This is a genomic window from Bradyrhizobium sp. CCGUVB1N3 (assembly GCF_024199925.1).
Lineage (GTDB): Bacteria > Pseudomonadota > Alphaproteobacteria > Rhizobiales > Xanthobacteraceae > Bradyrhizobium.
On the sequence record NZ_JANADR010000001.1, the window covers coordinates 3,831,537 to 3,847,444 of the forward strand.

Sequence of the window (15,908 nt, forward strand, 5' to 3'; positions counted from 1 at the left end):
CCCGCTCCATGCTGTCTGTCACTCGCCGTCTTTTCCTTGCCGGAACCGCGATCAGCCTCGTCAACGCGCCGAAGATCACCTTCGCCGAAGCACCGAAGCGCGGCGGCGTCCTGCGCATGTCGGTGGATCAGGCGATGTCGGTGATTCATCCGATGCTGGCGCGCGTGAACCCCGAATACCTCCTGACCGAACTGCTGTACTCCAACCTCACGAGGCTGAAGCCGGACATGACCGTCGAGCCGGACCTCGCCCTTTCATGGGAGTCAAATGCCGCGCTGACCGAATGGACCTTCAAGCTGCGCCCGGGCGTGACGTTTCATGACGGCTCGCCACTGACCGCCGACGATGTCGTCGCCACGATCAATGCCATCCTCAATCCGAAGACCGCCTCCCCCGGCCGCACCAATGTCGGCCCGATCAAGGAGGTCGCGGCGCTCGATCCGTTGACTGTCAAATTCACGCTCTCCGGCGCTTATGCCGACCTTCCGGTGGCACTCACCTATCTCAATGCGCGCATCGTTCCGGCCAAGATCGTCGCCGGCGACCTCGCCAGCCTTTCGATCACCGCCAACGGCACCGGCCCCTTCAAGCTCACGTCCTACGAGCCTGATCGCCGGATCATCGTCGAACGCAATCCTGTCTATTATGATCCGATGCGGCCTTACCTCGACCGGATAGAACTGCTGGTCTATCCGGACCGCACCGCCGAGGCCTCGGCGATGATCTCCGGCGAGATCGATCTACTGCTTACGACCACGCCCGGCGAATATGAGCGCCTGGTCAAGGCCGACGGCGTCAAAGCGCTGCGCACGCCCTCAGGCCAATTCCTGAACATCAACCTCGGCTGCGACCAGAAGCCGTTCAACGACGTGCGCGTGCGCCAGGCGCTGGCCCTAGCGGTTGATCGCGAGGCGACCGTCGGCTTCGTCGCGGGCGGCTACGGCACGCCAGGCAACGATACGCCGCTGAGCTCCGCCTATCACTTCTACAAGAACATTCCATTGAAGAAGCCCGATATCGCCAAGGCGAAGCAGCTTCTGGCCGACGCGGGCTATCCCAACGGCATCGACCTGACACTGATCGCTTCCGACAAGCCGGCGACCCGAACGCAGCTCGGCGTCGCCGTGCGCGAGATGGCGGCGACCGCCGGATTCCGCATCAACGTGCAGACCATGCCGCACGCGACCTATCTCGACCAGGTCTGGAAGAAGGGCAATTTCTACGTCGGCTTCTACAACATGCAGCCGACCGCGGACGCGATCTTCAACCTGCTATACACCTCGAACGCGGCCTGGAACGAAACCCGCTGGAACAACAGCGAGTTTGACGCCGTCATCAATGCCGCGCGCGTCGAGAACGATGAAGCCAAGCGTACCGCGCTCTATGCAAAGGCCCAGAACATGATGAATGCTGAAGTCCCGACGGTGATTTCGGCGTTCTTTGACCTGCTCGCAGCGCAACGGTCCTACGTCGACGGCTACATCCTGCATCCGCGCGGCTCGGTGTTCCGTCTCGACATGGTCTCGCTCGGCGCCGGCGCGCCGAAGCGCGCCTGAGGCTGGAGAGGTTCGGTGTCACTCGCCTGGTTCATGCGCCGCCTGATGCTGATGGCCTACACCATCATCGTGGTCGCGATGCTGGTGTTCGTCATCACGCAGATCCTTCCGGCGGATGCGGCCCAGTCGCTGCTCGGGGAAAATGCGACGCCGGAGGTGCTCGCTGCGCTCCGGGCGAAGCTCGGGCTCGGCGATCCGGCCTGGCTGCAATATGCGCGCTGGGCCGGCCATGTCTTCACCGGCGATTTCGGCATCTCGATGCGTACCAGCCAGCCGGTCGGCCCGGAAATGCTGGCCGCGCTGTCACGCTCGCTGCTGCTCGCGGTCTCGTCCATCCTTGTTACGCTGGCCGTGGCGGTACCGTTCGGCATGGTGGCCGCGCTGCGGCAAGGCCGGCTTGCCGACACCGGCGTCAGCCTCATTGCCTATCTCGGCGTCTCGTTGCCGGAGTTCGTCACCGCAACGCTGCTGGCCCTCCTGCTCGCCGATACCCTGCACTTGCTGCCGGCGACCGGCTACGTCTCCCCGCTCGAGGATTTCGGCGGCGGCATCCGTCATCTGGCACTACCGGTGCTTACCGTCTCGGTGATCCTGATCGCCCACGTCATGCGCATGATGCGCTCCGAGACGCTCGACGTGCTGAAATCCGACTATATCCGCGCTGCGCGTCTGAAGGGGCTCCCTGAACGGCGCGTGCTGTTTCGCCATGCCTTGCGCAACGCGCTGCTGCCGGTCATCACCATCATCGCGCTCGATGTCGGCTATCTGCTCGGCGGCATCATCGTGATCGAGGAGATCTTTGCCATTCCCGGCATCGGCCGTGCACTGATGGTTGCCATCACGACGCGCGACCTTCCGTCGATCCAGGCGGGTGCGTTGATCATGGCCACGACCTATGCCGCCACCAACACGTTGGCCGACATGGCCTATGCGCTTCTCGATCCGCGGATCCGCTATGACTGAGCCGTTCATCCGCCTGCTGCGGAAGCCGCAGGGCTTTGTCGGCATCGTGTTGCTCGCGCTCGTCGCGATCGCCTGCCTGTTCGGGCCGGCATTGGCGCCCTATGCGCCGGAAAAGATCGATTTTCTCGGCAGGTTCCGCGCGCCTGGCTGGCAGAATTGGCTCGGCGCGGATCAATTCGGACGCGACATCCTGAGCCGTCTGATGGTCGGGGCGCGGTCGACCGTACCGATGGCCCTCCTCGCCACCCTCATCGGCAGCGCGGCCGGCGCGATCATCGGTGTCGGCTCCGCCTATCTCGGCGGACGCACTGACGAAGCGATCATGCGCACCAACGATGCCGTGATGGCGATCCCCGGTCTGCTGATGGCCCTGCTCCTGGTCTCGACGCTCGGCAATGGTGCCAGCAACGCCGTCATTGCCATCGCGATCGCCTTTGCACCCGGCATGGCACGGGTAACGCGCTCGGTGGCGCTCAACGTGCGCAATCAGGACTACGTGAAAGCCGCAATCGCGCGCGGCGATGGCGCGCTGTGGGTCGTCTTCCGCGAGATGCTGCCCAATGTCATGGCGCCGATCGTGATCGAATCCACCATCCGCGTGTCCTTCGCCGTCATGCTGTTCGCAACGCTGAGCTTCCTTGGCGTCGGCGCCCAGCCGCCCGCATCCGAATGGGGGCTGATGGTGGCGGATGCGCGCCAATACATGCATCAGGCGCCGTGGGGGCTGATCGCGCCATCGGTCGCAATCGCCCTCACTGCCATTGCCTTCAATCTAGTCGGCGATGGCCTGCGCGACGCGCTCAATCCAAAGGACGAGCGGTGACCCCTGCACTTTCGATTCAGAACTATACGCTTGACTATATCACGTCCGCCGGACCGGTCCGCGTGCTGCAGGACATCTCGCTTGAGATCGCACGGGGCGAGGTGCTCGGGCTCGTCGGAGAATCCGGATCCGGCAAGAGCTCGCTGGCCTGGGCCCTGATGCGCCATTTGCCCGCCAATGCAAGGGAAGTCGCAGGCTCCTTGCGGCTCGGTGATGTCGACCTCCAACGCCTCGGTCCGCGCGAGCTCACCGGGATCCGGGGACGCCGCATCGGGATGGTGTTTCAGGACCCGTCGACCGCGCTCAACCCAACACTCACCATCGGCGGCCAGATCACCGAAGCGCTCATCCGGCATCGCGACCTCAAGCCGCGCAAGGCCACTGCGCTCGCCATCGAGCTGCTCGACCACGTCGATCTCAACAATCCGGCCGCGGTGATGCGGCGCTATCCGCACGAAATCTCCGGCGGCGAGAAGCAGCGCGTCGTCATTGCCACTGCCTTCGGCTGCCGGCCCAACGTGATCCTGTTCGACGAGCCGACGACTGCGCTCGACGTCATCACCGGCGCGCGCATCCTCGAATTGTTCGCAAGGTTGCGACAAGAGACCGGCGTTGCCGCTCTCTATATCTCCCACGACCTCGCGCTCGTGACGCGGGTCGCCGATCGCGTCGCCGTCCTGAAGCGCGGCCGCCTGGTCGAACAGGCCCCGGCCGCGGAGATTTTTGGCGCACCGCGCCATGCCGAGACGCGCGCCCTCGTCGACGCCGTTCCGCGGCCCGAACGCCGCCTCGTCGATGACAGGCCGCGTGACGAAATTCTGCTCGCAGCCTCCGACATCGAGGTTCACTATGGCAGCACGGGACTGTTGCGTGCTGCTCCTGCCCCGGCAACGAACAAGATCACTCTGGATGTTCGCGCCGGTGAGATCCTCGGCCTCGTCGGCGAGTCCGGCTCGGGCAAATCGTCGATGGCACGCGCACTCACCGGACTTGCCCGTTTCTCGGGCAGGATCTCCTTCGACAATCAGCTGATCCATTCTGCGCGCGAGATGAACGCCGCCTATCGCCGCGACGTCCAGATCGTGTTCCAGCACCCGGATTCCTCGCTCAATCCGCGTCACAGGATCGCCGAGATCCTGTCGCGTCCCCTCAAGCTCTATGGCCGCAGTCTTGCCGACATTCCGCGCCTGCTCGATCAGGTCCGCCTGCCGGCACCTTACGCCGATCGTTGGCCGCACCAGCTTTCAGGCGGCGAGAAGCAGCGCATCGCCATCGCGCGGGCCTTCGCGGCGCGGCCGAAGCTGGTGATCTGCGACGAGATCACTGCGCCGCTGGATGTTTCCGTTCAGGCCCAGATCATCGAGTTGCTGCTCGCACTGCGCGCGGAGACCGGCACAGCCTTCCTGTTCATCACCCATGATCTCAACCTCATCCGCCAGATCGCGCACCGTATCGCGGTGATGCGCCGGGGCGAGTTGGTCGACCTGCTTCCGATCGAAGATTTCGATGCGAACCACATTCATCCCTACACCCGCGAACTGATGGCAGCCTCCCCCGTACCGGTCGGCTGACGACAAGGATTGCTTCGATGGATCACAACGCACTTCTCGCCCGGATCGACGTTCCAGCGGCCCTCGACCTCCTATCCCGCATTGTGCAGCACAAGAGCTACTCGAAGTCCGATGGTGAGAAGCAGCTCGCCGCCTTCATGGCTGGCCGCATGCACGAGATCGGCCTCGAGACCGAGCTCGCCTCTTTCGGCGATGAGGGCCGGGTCAATGCCGTCGGGCGCTGGAAAGGCGTGGGCGGCGGCAAGAGCCTGCTGTTCAACGGCCACCTCGACACCAACCCAGTGACCGAGGGCTGGACTGTCGATCCCTGGGCCGGCAAGGTCGACGACGCCTTCATCTTCGGCATCGGCGTCTCCAACATGAAGGCCGGCGATGCCGCCTATTTCTGCGCCGTCAAGACGCTGGTCGATGCCGGCATCAAGCTCAAAGGCGACGTCATCCTGACCTACGTCGTCGGCGAGCTGCAAGGCGGCGTCGGTACCTACTCGCTGGTCGAGCAAGGGCTGCGCGCGGACTACTTCATCAACTCCGAGCCGACCGACCTGAAGGCGATGACCATGCACGCTGCCGCGTTCATGTTCATCATCGAACTGACCGGCAACACCCGCCACCTCTCCAAGCGCGAAGAGGCGGTCGACGCGATCGCCGCCGCGTGCGACCTCATTCCGCGTCTCAACGCGATGAAGTTCACCGGTGCGCTTTCGCCGGAGCATGAAGGCATCAACCGCGTCCATGTCGGCGTCGTCCATGGCGCGCTCGGCCGCGAGCTGCACGAATGGCGCGCGCCCCAGGTCGCGGACTACGTGCGGATCAAGGGCTCGGGCCGCTATGCGCCGGGCCAGACCGAAGCGGGAGCGCTGGCCGACCTGCGCGGCGAGCTCGACGCGCTTGAGGCGCGCTTTCCGGGCCTCAAGGCCGAGATCATGTCAGAAGACCGCGCCGGCATACCCACAATGCCGCCGTTCGAGGTGGCGCACACCAGCCCGATCGTAGCTGCGGTCAACCGCGCCTATCGCACGGTGCGCGGCGAAGACCAGGCGACCGGGCCGGTCGCGCCAAGCTGCTTCTACGGCACCGACGCCGGTCATCTGCACTATTTCGGCGGCATGGAAGGCATCGTCTGCGGCCCCGGCGGCCGCTACAACACGATGCCCGACGAGCGCGTCGACATCGTCGATTTCGTCGACATGATCCGCATCTACATGCTCGCCATTCTGGAAATTTGCGCCTGATGCGATGCATCATCAGACATCCTTTTCTTGCGTTGAGGACACTTCATGCCGCGCATTACGATCATAGAAACCGGACTCGTCCTGCCTCAGTTGCGGGGACGCCATGGATCCTATCCAGAGATGTTCCAGCGCATGATCGGCGCGGTCGATGATTCGATCGACTTTGATGTCGTGGAAATTGCCAATGGTGAGCAAGTTCCCAACGCCACGGGCCTGGAGGCGATCCTTATCACCGGGTCGTCGGCCGGCGTTTACGAGAAACTCGGCTGGATCCCACCGCTCGAAGATTTCGTAAGGGCCGCCCATGCACGCCAAGTTCCGATGGTCGGAGTCTGTTTCGGCCATCAACTGATCGCGCAGGCGCTAGGCGGCACGGTGCGTAAATCGGAGAACGGCTGGGGAATCGGACGACATGTCTACGAGGTGGTTCCAGACAACGGCATCATCGAGGGGCGGCATTTGGCCATTGCTTGCTCGCATCAAGACCAGGTCGTAGAGGCGCCACGTGAGGCGCGCTCCATTCTTTTCTCGGACTTCACACCGTATGCCGGACTGCTCTACGCGAACGGCACAACATTGACCGTGCAACCGCATCCGGAGTTCGATGTGAACTACGCCACTGCGCTGTGTGACGCACGCAAGGGGATCGCGCCGGATGCGGTCGTCGCCGCAGCTAAGGCGTCGCTGGCGAAACCCCTGGATAGCGCAAAACTGGGCGGAGTGATCTCACGCTTCCTCACCGGGCGCATGGCGCCTTGATGCCGGCCGGGTCTGGATCGGATCCCGGGCGACACGTCCAGGAACCCTTGGAATAGCTTTCACTAGCTAACCAGCCCCAGAACCTCAGGTAATCGCAATGGGCGCCTCACTGCGCGCATTTGGGCTTGCGGGCTAATGTTGTATATGCTACTAACTCAGAAATAATTGTAGCGTTTGCAACAGGACGAATCTTGGTGGCCTTTCAAGATCAAGTCTCAGCAAATTTCGACCAGCTCACGGTGGCGCAACAGGATCTGGCGCGTCGCGCCCTGGAGCTCGGCGAGCGCATGGCGTTCATGACAAGCCGTCAGCTCGCTGAGGCCGTCGGCCAGAGCGACGCTGCGATCATCCGTTTTGCAAAGGCTTTGGGCTACGACGGCTTTCCGGAAATGCGGGATGCGGTGCGTGCGCGCCTGCTGGACGAGGTCGGTTCCAGCGGAATGCGACAATCAGAAACCAGCGATATTAGCGCATTCCAGCAAGCACTGGTCACCAGCGGGACGTCTCTGATCGAGGAGACTGAACGTCTTAACGCTCACGGCAAGATCAGCGCGGTGGTCGATCTCCTCATTTCTGCCCGGCAGATCTTCGTCACTGGCCACGGTACGACTTATCCGATGGCCGTCTACCTCGCCATGCATCTCCGTCAGTCGCTCGACAAGGCGCAGGTCTTCAACATCGAACACGGCGACCTCGCCGATCGGTTTCGTTCCGTTGGTCCCCAGGACGTGTTCATCGGCATCGGCTATCCGCGCTACCTACCCTATACGACCGATATCTTGAAACTCGCCCGCGAGGCAGGTGCCACTGTTGTGGCGATTACGGATCGAGGCTCCTCGCCGCTGGCTCGGATCGCACAGCATACCCTTTACGTAGCGCGCGCCAGCAGCGCTTCCGCGTGGTGGTCCCAGCTCGGCACCATGTTCATTGCCGACTGGCTCAACGCGCTGGTGCTAGCTCGCGACGAAACCACAATCACGCATTTGCGGCGCTCGGATGAGGAATGGAAGCGCCTCGGTCACTGGAAGAACGACAGCAACAATGCGCGCGAACCATCACTTGAACAGCATCGCCTGAGGGGCCTTCGCAACGGCAACGGGAAAGGTCCCAATAGCTCTAGCGCCACCGCCCCCCGCCATCCACGCAAGTAGCCAAGTGAAGGGAGTCCGCAAAATGTCAGAAAAGATGCGTTTGTCCCGTCGCTGCTTCCTCAAGTCCTTGGCCGCAGCCGGCCCCGGGGCCGCTGGAGGCCAGGTGGTCGTGCGAGGCCTGGGCGGCGCTTACCAGGACGCGATGACCGCCGCCATCTACGGGCCACCTACTGCAACGACCGGCATCGAAATCGTTGTCCAGCCCGCAACAGCGGCATAGGTGTCGGCCATGGTCGAAGCCGCACCCTACACGCGACCCGAATTGTTCTGAATAGATCGAACCGAAGAGAGTATGTAGATGTCGAACGCGTGCGATGCCACTCTCAGCCGCCGTCAGCTAATGCGGACTGCCGCTGGAGGACTCGCGCTCACGCTTGCAGCGCCGACCATTGCTCGCGCACAGACCAATGCCACGATCGTCATTGCGGCCGGTGGCGGAGCCTACGAGCAGGCCATGAAAGAAACGGTCATCCAACCCTTTATGGAGGCCACGGGCATTGAGGTCCTCTATAAGACGCAACTAGCCGAGTCTCACATCAAGGCACAGGTAAATGGCGGCAATGTCGAAGTCGACGCCGCTGAGCTAACCGGTACTCCGTTTAGGCCTCACCCGGAAGAACTTCTCGAGGAAATTGACTACGCTTTCTTCGAAAAGGAGACGATGAGTGGCCTGCTGCCCGAAGCCAAAGCGAAGTACGGTGTCGGATCTTACATTTATTCCTCGGTAATGGCTTATTCACTAGCCGATTGGCCCAGCGGAAAACCAAGACCTCAAACGTGGATGGAGTTCTGGGACCTGAAACGGTACCCTGGCCTCCGCACTCTGCAGGAGGCTGGCGCTGGGCATCCGGCCACTTTGGCATTTGCACTTATCGCCGCAGGCGCCGATCCGAACAATCTTTATCCCCTCGACCTTGATCGAGCTTTCAAAAGCTTAGACGCGATAAAATCTCATATACCTAAGTTTTGGACCGCCGGAGCTGAGCCGGCGCAACTCCTTTCTGATCGTCAAGTCGTTATCGGCTCTGCCTGGAATGGCCGCATCCAGACGCTCAAGGACCAGGGTGCGTCGGTTGACCTGACATGGAACCAGGGCGAACTCTCTGCCACTTACTGGGTCGTGCCTCGTGGTACTCGACGCAAAGAGGCCGTCATGCGCTTCTTGGCTTACGCAAGCGCGGCCTCGACCCAAGCACGGCTTCAGAGCCGAATGGCTTACGGTCCTACGAACGTCAACGCGCTTCATCTGATGGACCAGAAGGTGGCCACTCAACTTCCGACCGCCCCTGGCAATATTGACAAGCAGTTCTGGCGCAACGACCAGTGGTTGAACGCAATCGGATCGAGCGGAAAATCCAACCGCGACACTCTTATCGATCGCTGGACAAAGTGGGTTGCCAGCTAATGGAGGAAAGCAACTGCCGCCAAGTTGATTGAGGCCGGAGCGCGCAACACTTTCCGATCGTCCCTACCGAGATTGTCGTGGTGGGCAGCCCAGGTCACCGGCAGGGCGACCATGAAAGCGAGAACAGATTCATTTTTGGTCGATCCGCTGAATTCGAAATATCGAAAACGCTACGTCGCCGAGCTAGCAGGAAGTGTTCGCTAAACAGTCGAAAGACACGGACAACTTCCAACACCGATCACAGTAAGGGAGTGCAAACATGAACCGCAGAGACTTTTTGAAGCTTTCAGCAGCCGCGACCATCATCAGCTGTCCTTCAGTCCTTAGAGCGCAAGACAAGAAATTTGCTGGCGTCACGCTTAGTATCAATGGATACGGCGGTGACTGGGACCGCATCATACAAGAACGCATCGTCGCGCCGCTGGAGCGCAAAACCGGTTTGCAGGTTGTCTTCACGCCCGGAACCTCGCCTGCAGCGCTCGCGAAGGTTCTTGCCGCGCCAGAGAACCCGGCGTTCGACATTCTGATGGTTGACAGCCCCGTAATGCCGGAGATTCTCAGGACGCAGGCGGCTGCGCCCGTCACAAGCTCCGACGTCAAGAGCATCACTAAGGCGTTGCCTGGTACACGTGAATTTGGCGACTACGGCGTGCCGCTCGGCATGCCGTCAATTGTACTCGCGCGCAACACGAAAAGTGTCAAAGCGACCATAAAGTCGTTCGCTGATCTCGCTCGTCCGGATCTGAAGGACCGGGTCGGACTCTTCAACATCGAGAACACGGTCGGGCTCATGCAATTGATCGCTATGGCCGAGGCGAATGGCGGTAGCGTTGACAACATCGATCCAGGTTTCGTGGCGCTTGCAAAGCTGAAGCCAAATGTGGCGACTATCACGAGCTCTACCGTGAACATGCTCCAACTCTTGGAACAAGACGAGGTCTGGGCGGCACCATTTTTCGATGGTCGCGTAATCTCACTGCAAAAGGCAGGCAAGCCGTTCGAAATGGTGGAGCCAGCCGAGGGGACGTACTCGGTGGTGTCATACCTAAACCCCGTGAAGACATCCAAAAAACCGGAAGCGATTTATGCGTTTATGGAGGAAGCGCTCTCGGGCGAGTACCCAGCGGCCCTCGCGAGCTTCTTCGGCTATCGCCCGGCGGTAGATGTCAACATGCCAACTGAGGTCGCGGACAGGATGCTCAAACCCAAAAACCAAAAGTCAGTTGATTGGACCAAGGTTGCAGCGAACCGTGGAGCCTGGCTCAACCGCTTCAACAAAGAATTTCGCTGACCGAGCTGGCTGTTCCTCATGGGTATGAGGATGTCATCTAGGCTAGATGCCTCCAATGAACTTCTATGACAGAGGGTAATTGCGTTGGGTCACTCGAAGCTCACAAGAATTGCGACGCATTCGCCACTGATCCCGCCGACGCGGCAATGGGTCTGGTTCGCTATTCTAATGGCACCATCTTTCATATTCCTTCTGACCTTTCTCATAGTTCCATTCTGCGGATTGGTCAGGGTAAGTCTGTATCCTGGATCCACCGCCGTTGGCGCTACCGGCTACAGCCTGCAACAGTACGCGTTGATATTGTCAGACGGTTACTTCGCATCGGTGCTGGTTCAAACTTTCATAATCAGTGCCGAGGTCGCGTTGATATGCCTCGTGATCGGCTTCCCAGTTGGCTATTCACTTGCGCGACTGCCGCCACATCGCCGCAAGTGGCGGCTGATCGCCGTGGTCCTGCCGCTGACGCTTAGCCTCGTGGTCATCGTGTTTGGGTGGATGGTTGTGCTCGGCCGTAACGGCCTGCTGAATCAAGCGCTTGAGTTCCTAGGGATCGTGGATTCGCCGTTGCGACTCCTGTTCAACAGGGGAGCGGTAATCTTTGTGCTGGTACAGCAGTTCATTCCATTCATGATTCTATCAATCATGGGCGTTGTGTCGCAGATTTCACCAGCTCTCGAGGAAGCGGCGGCAAATTTAGGGGCAAATCGGTTGATAACGTTTGGCCGCGTCCTCATTCCACTCGCAGCTCCAGGCATTGCTACCGGTCTACTGCTCGTTTTCATCTTGTCGATGTCAGCCTTTATTACTCCCCGCTTGATTGGCGGCAATAAGGTGCAAATGATCGGCAGTCTGATCTATGAGCAAATTCTCGTCGTGCTGAACTGGCCACTAGGTGCTGCGCTCTCAGTTTGCTTGCTAATCGTGACATTCGTTTTGCTGACGGCAATCCGGGCTCTAAGTTTGTTGCTCGGAGAAACGAGGCAATGATGAAGCGTGATCTTTCCGACCATGCGCTTTCGGTCGCCGGAATTATCGTCCGGACCTGTGTGTACGCAATGATGCTCGCGCCCGCGATCATTGTTATAGGCGCATCGTTCACCCGCGGATCAATACTGCAGTTCCCGCCCGATGGCATATCGCTAGCGTGGTATCTCCGTGCTTGGCACAGTCAAGAATTTATGTCTGCCATGTGGGCCAGCGCCTATATCGCGCTCTTGGCGTCTGCAGTCTCGCTTGCCCTCGGGTTTTCAGCTGCTTTTGTGATCGACCGGTTTGCGTTTCCAGGACGGGCGGCATTCCAGTCACTGTTACTCTCGCCGATCGTGATACCCATCGTTGTTCTTGGTCTCGCACTGCTTTACCTCATGTCTGCTCTACGAATAGGCCCATCTCTTGAGGCTCTGTTGGTCGGGCACATTTTGGTTTCGCTGCCCTATGTCGTGCGAGCGTTGCTGAACGGATTGTCCCTTTTAAATACTGCCCTCGAAGAGGCCGCGCTCAATCTCGGTGCTTCGCCATTGCGAGTGGTGATGCGAGTGACTGTTCCCATGCTCGTGCCAAATCTCGTAGCGGGCGCAATCTTTGCTTTCGTAACTTCGTTTGGGAACATCACGCTATCGATCTTTCTCTCGGGCGCTTCTACCGTGACGCTACCCGTCCGGATCTTCTCGTTTGTGGAAAGCAGCTACGACCCAACGGTTGCAGCAATTTCCAGCTTGGTAATTTTCATTACGCTGGCGGTCATTCTGATTTCGGAGCGCCTCGTCGGGATGAGCAAGATCATCGGAAAATGAAGGGTTGGAGCTATCCGGCATGTCAAAAATAGACGTCTCGCTGAAAAGCATTCGAAAAGAATACGGCAGCCATGTTGTCGTTGAAGATTTTTCCATCGACATGTCGCATGGAGAGATCGTTTGTCTGCTCGGACCATCCGGTTGCGGAAAGACAACCACTTTGCGAATGGTCGCCGGGTTTATTCAGCCGACCGCCGGCCGTATTTGCATCGGCGGCGCAGACGTCACCGAAGCCCCTCCCTACAGGCGCAACACGGGCATGGTGTTTCAAGCTTACGCGCTCTTCCCGCACCGAACTGTGGAGCAGAATATCGCGTTCGGCCTTGAGTGCAGGAAGCTGCCGACTGATGTAAGGCGGCAGCGAGTCGGAGAAATGCTCGAACTGATCGAGATGCCGCACCTTCGCCATCGGCTACCTAAAGAGTTGTCGGGAGGCCAGCAGCAGCGAGTTGCCCTTGCGCGCGCTCTAGCGATTCAGCCGAATGTCTTGCTCCTCGACGAACCATTCTCGAATCTGGACGCGCAGTTGCGCGTGCGTCTTCGAGAGGAACTCCGCGAACTAATTAAGCGGGTGAACATAACGACATTGTTCGTGACGCACGATCAGGAGGAAGCGTTGTCTATCGCAGATCGCGTGGTCGTTATGAACAAGGGTATCGTGGAGCAGGTCGGGCGCCCAAGTGAGATATACGAGTACCCCCAGACAGAATTTGTTGCGAGTTTTATAGGAACGTGTTCGTCCCTAAAAGGGCGCTTGGACGGCAGCGGCCGCTTGCAGCTGAATGGAGACATCTGGCTACCGTGCGATGGTCCTGCGGGCGAAGTGACAGCGATTATTCGGCCCGAGTTCGTTCGGCCCGCCGCCAATGGGGAAACAGGATTCGTGCTCGCGGGACGAGTCGTTGGATCGAGCTATCTGGGACACATGAGCAGAGTAATCGTCGACGTAGCAGGCGAGAAGCTCGTAATGGATGCTCGGTTTCCGAATGATTCTACACCGGCGTGCGGCCAGCCACTAAATGTTGCCATCGATCCAAGCGGATTGCGGGTAATTGGCGGGTATAAAAGCCCTCAAATGGCGGAGCTCCGAAAGTGAGATGTTTCGCCAAGCGCTTTTGAACGCTCGAAATCCTGAATGACTGAAGATCTTCTGGAGCACCTGAAATGACTGAAAAAGCCTTGGGCATCCTGATGCTCGAAAACTCAGCCGAGCTTCCCGGCTATATGGCAGATCCCCGAACGTTCCCCTTTCCGACTAAGCGGATTACGGTCCCGGGCGCAACGACGGAGAAGGTTGTTGCAGGTGACCCGTCGCTGAGAGACGCTTACGCCCAATGCGCTCGCCAGCTTGAGAGCGAAGGCGTCTCGGCCATCACCGCGAACTGCGGGTTCACCGCGCTATTCCAGGACGCGGTATCCGGGGCAGTTTCCGTACCTGTAGGTCTATCAAACCTCATGCTCGTCCCTCATGTCGCGAAGATGCTGCCGTCTGGGAAAAGGATCGGTCTCGTCACCTTCGACTCGGGCAACCTGAAGGAGGATCATTTCAAGGCCGCAGGGTGGTCGTCAAAGGAAATTCCTGTTGCGATTGCCGGCATCGACGGCTCCGAATCGTGGCGCGAAATGATGGCGCCTATTCCCCTTCCAAAGATCCCCACCATGATCAGCGACGTGATGGCCGCTGTTAAATCGATCTTGGATTCACATCGTGATATTGGAGCATTGGTATTCGAATGCACCGGCTTTCCGGTTACTTCAGATGCCGTGCGCCGACAAACGGGATTGCCCGTGGCTGACATCCTCACACTTGCAGACATCCTGTTCGCGTTGGGTCCTCCTCGCAAATACAAGGATTAGTTTCAGCTGTGCTTGGACAGCACCGGGCAAGGAGAGCAAACGAACCTCATCTCCAAAATATCGCGCTCTTGAGGCGCTCTTCAATTAGCGGATAAATCCATGCGCTGCCTGCGTTTGTGTGTCAGAGGTTCTGCACGCCTTGTGCTGGCCCGGAGAGCGGCCCACGCTTAGAGCAACACACATCGAGACCAACTAAATCTGTGCTTAGCGCGCTCCAAAGCTCGCAAGTGACCTCACGAAAGGTGAATTCCAATGTTGTTTCCGAGGGACGAATATGAAGCGCGAGTGGCGCGGGTACGCCAGCACATGGCTGCGCGTAACATCGATGTTCTGATTATTGATCAGAGCGAATTCCTCGTCTATCTGACCGGCTTTCCGATCTCGGAAAACATGTACCGAGCCTGCCTTCTGCCCTGCGCGGGCGCTCCGACTATGATCCTGCGCGCCGTTGACCTTGGGCCGTTCAATGAAAGCTCGTGGGTGACGGAGTCCGTCGCCTTTGCCGATTGGGAAGACCCGATCCAGGTCCTTGCCGATACAATCGGTCGCCTTGGCTATGCTAGCGCGCGCGTGGGGATCGATGAGGAGTCCTATTGCATGCCACTGCGTCGCTTTAAGCAGCTCGCGGCTCGATTGACGGACGCAACTTTCGTGGATTTCTCCGGCGTCATGGCAACGCTCCGCGCGCGGAAAAGTGAAAGGGAAATCGCGGTGCTCAGGCGTGCCGCCAAAATCGGTGATCTCGGCATCGTAGCCGCGCTCAAGGTCGCTGGAGCCGGCAAGTCGGCGCGCGATGCGGCAGCCGCAGTCTACCAGGTCTTTATGCAGGAGGGTGCGGATGCCGCGCGTGCCGGCATTATCACAGCGGGAGTCGGAAACGCGTTTCTTCATGGCGGACTGACTGACGGACCGTTCGCTAAGGGTGATATTCTGCATATGGAGCTATTGCCGTACATCGACGGCTATAGTGCCCGCCTGATGCGCTCCGCTGTGATTGGCGAGATTGAGCCTCGTCGGTTGGAGCTTGGCCAGCGCTTGATCGAAATACAGGACCGTCAGTTCGAGGCAATGAAGCCGGGAGCCAGCGCCGCTGACGTCGACGCCGTGGCGCGAAAGGCTATGCTCGCCGGCGGACTACGAGCCGATTATTCAAATATCACGGGCTATTCGCTCGGCTGCTATCCACTGCATACCCCGCGTACTAGTGACTTCTCGCGCATTTTTCTGCCTACGGCCGATTGGGCGCTGGAGCAGGGCATGGTGTTCCACATGTATGTATCCGCCGACGGCATAGCATTCAGCGAGACGGTGCTCGTCACGGAGACCGGGTATGAGCGTCTAACGCGTTCGCCGCGACAAGTGTTTCAAGTCTAAGCACTGCAAAGGCCCCCAAACGTGGCGAGAGGCAAGATGCTTCGGCAATCACGTGGTCACCCGATTTCATCGTGAGTGCACAGAGCTCGAACCTTGATCCACGGATCAAGAAGCGCGTGGTTCAGGTGGCAAA

At 59.7% G+C, this 15,908-nt stretch carries 14 protein-coding genes; all 14 read left to right on the top strand.

The genetic code is table 11. The annotated features are described in order from the left end of the window. Nucleotides 1–8: 8 nt before the first annotated feature. The 14 genes from NLM33_RS18175 to NLM33_RS18240 all read left to right on the top strand — a co-directional run bounded on the left by NLM33_RS18175 (nucleotide 9) and on the right by NLM33_RS18240 (nucleotide 15,775). Complete coding sequence (locus NLM33_RS18175) at nucleotides 9–1,556, top strand: ABC transporter substrate-binding protein (protein ID WP_254097447.1); 1,548 nt, start codon at nucleotides 9–11, stop codon at nucleotides 1,554–1,556. A 15-nt stretch (nucleotides 1,557–1,571) separates the two neighbouring features. Continuing rightward, nucleotides 1,572–2,519 (top strand): ABC transporter permease, encoded by a 948-nt coding sequence (locus tag NLM33_RS18180; protein ID WP_254097448.1) that lies wholly within the window; start codon nucleotides 1,572–1,574, stop codon nucleotides 2,517–2,519. After that, complete coding sequence (locus NLM33_RS18185) at nucleotides 2,512–3,342, top strand: ABC transporter permease (protein WP_254097449.1); 831 nt, start codon at nucleotides 2,512–2,514, stop codon at nucleotides 3,340–3,342. Before NLM33_RS18180 ends, NLM33_RS18185 begins: the two co-directional genes overlap by 8 nt. Further along, nucleotides 3,339–4,913, top strand: coding sequence for an ABC transporter ATP-binding protein (gene nikE / locus NLM33_RS18190; protein ID WP_254097450.1), 1,575 nt, complete (start codon nucleotides 3,339–3,341; stop codon nucleotides 4,911–4,913). The genes NLM33_RS18185 and nikE overlap by 4 nt, the downstream gene beginning before the upstream one ends. Before the next feature lie 17 nt (nucleotides 4,914–4,930). Beyond that, on the top strand, nucleotides 4,931–6,145 hold the full coding sequence (locus NLM33_RS18195; RefSeq protein WP_254097451.1) for a M20 family metallopeptidase: 1,215 nt from the start codon (nucleotides 4,931–4,933) through the stop codon (nucleotides 6,143–6,145). A gap of 45 nt (nucleotides 6,146–6,190) precedes the next feature. Beyond that, on the top strand, nucleotides 6,191–6,904 hold the full coding sequence (locus NLM33_RS18200) for a type 1 glutamine amidotransferase (protein ID WP_254097452.1): 714 nt from the start codon (nucleotides 6,191–6,193) through the stop codon (nucleotides 6,902–6,904). A gap of 194 nt (nucleotides 6,905–7,098) precedes the next feature. Continuing rightward, on the top strand, nucleotides 7,099–8,055 hold the full coding sequence (locus NLM33_RS18205; protein ID WP_254105827.1) for a MurR/RpiR family transcriptional regulator: 957 nt from the start codon (nucleotides 7,099–7,101) through the stop codon (nucleotides 8,053–8,055). Between the two features lie 298 nt (nucleotides 8,056–8,353). After that, nucleotides 8,354–9,460, top strand: a complete 1,107-nt coding sequence (locus tag NLM33_RS18210) for an ABC transporter substrate-binding protein (RefSeq protein WP_254097453.1) — start codon at nucleotides 8,354–8,356, stop codon at nucleotides 9,458–9,460. A gap of 259 nt (nucleotides 9,461–9,719) precedes the next feature. Further along, nucleotides 9,720–10,751 (top strand): extracellular solute-binding protein, encoded by a 1,032-nt coding sequence (locus NLM33_RS18215; RefSeq protein WP_254097454.1) that lies wholly within the window; start codon nucleotides 9,720–9,722, stop codon nucleotides 10,749–10,751. A gap of 300 nt (nucleotides 10,752–11,051) precedes the next feature. Next, nucleotides 11,052–11,738, top strand: coding sequence for an ABC transporter permease (locus NLM33_RS18220; RefSeq protein ID WP_254097455.1), 687 nt, complete (start codon nucleotides 11,052–11,054; stop codon nucleotides 11,736–11,738). Continuing rightward, complete coding sequence (locus NLM33_RS18225) at nucleotides 11,738–12,544, top strand: ABC transporter permease (RefSeq protein WP_254097456.1); 807 nt, start codon at nucleotides 11,738–11,740, stop codon at nucleotides 12,542–12,544. Before NLM33_RS18220 ends, NLM33_RS18225 begins: the two co-directional genes overlap by 1 nt. Nucleotides 12,545–12,563: 19 nt before the next feature. Beyond that, nucleotides 12,564–13,640, top strand: coding sequence for an ABC transporter ATP-binding protein (locus NLM33_RS18230; RefSeq protein ID WP_254097457.1), 1,077 nt, complete (start codon nucleotides 12,564–12,566; stop codon nucleotides 13,638–13,640). Nucleotides 13,641–13,708: 68 nt separating this feature from the next. Further along, entirely contained in the window at nucleotides 13,709–14,401 is a 693-nt protein-coding gene (locus tag NLM33_RS18235) for a hypothetical protein (protein WP_254097458.1), read from the top strand. Nucleotides 14,402–14,653: 252 nt separating this feature from the next. Further along, complete coding sequence (locus NLM33_RS18240) at nucleotides 14,654–15,775, top strand: Xaa-Pro peptidase family protein (RefSeq protein ID WP_254097459.1); 1,122 nt, start codon at nucleotides 14,654–14,656, stop codon at nucleotides 15,773–15,775. Nucleotides 15,776–15,908: the final 133 nt, after the last annotated feature.

What these genes read in the sequence shown, in the direction of transcription:
- NLM33_RS18175 (WP_254097447.1), top strand. Translation starts at nt 9, where the DNA reads ATGCTGTCTGTCACTCGCCGTCTTTTCCTTGCCGGAACCGCGATCAGC.
- NLM33_RS18185 (WP_254097449.1), top strand. Translation starts at nt 2,512, where the DNA reads ATGACTGAGCCGTTCATCCGCCTGCTGCGGAAGCCGCAGGGCTTTGTC.
- NLM33_RS18195 (WP_254097451.1), top strand. Translation starts at nt 4,931, where the DNA reads ATGGATCACAACGCACTTCTCGCCCGGATCGACGTTCCAGCGGCCCTC.
- NLM33_RS18200 (WP_254097452.1), top strand. Translation starts at nt 6,191, where the DNA reads ATGCCGCGCATTACGATCATAGAAACCGGACTCGTCCTGCCTCAGTTG.
- NLM33_RS18210 (WP_254097453.1), top strand. Translation starts at nt 8,354, where the DNA reads ATGTCGAACGCGTGCGATGCCACTCTCAGCCGCCGTCAGCTAATGCGG.
- NLM33_RS18215 (WP_254097454.1), top strand. Translation starts at nt 9,720, where the DNA reads ATGAACCGCAGAGACTTTTTGAAGCTTTCAGCAGCCGCGACCATCATC.
- NLM33_RS18225 (WP_254097456.1), top strand. Translation starts at nt 11,738, where the DNA reads ATGAAGCGTGATCTTTCCGACCATGCGCTTTCGGTCGCCGGAATTATC.
- NLM33_RS18230 (WP_254097457.1), top strand. Translation starts at nt 12,564, where the DNA reads ATGTCAAAAATAGACGTCTCGCTGAAAAGCATTCGAAAAGAATACGGC.
- NLM33_RS18235 (WP_254097458.1), top strand. Translation starts at nt 13,709, where the DNA reads ATGACTGAAAAAGCCTTGGGCATCCTGATGCTCGAAAACTCAGCCGAG.
- NLM33_RS18240 (WP_254097459.1), top strand. Translation starts at nt 14,654, where the DNA reads ATGTTGTTTCCGAGGGACGAATATGAAGCGCGAGTGGCGCGGGTACGC.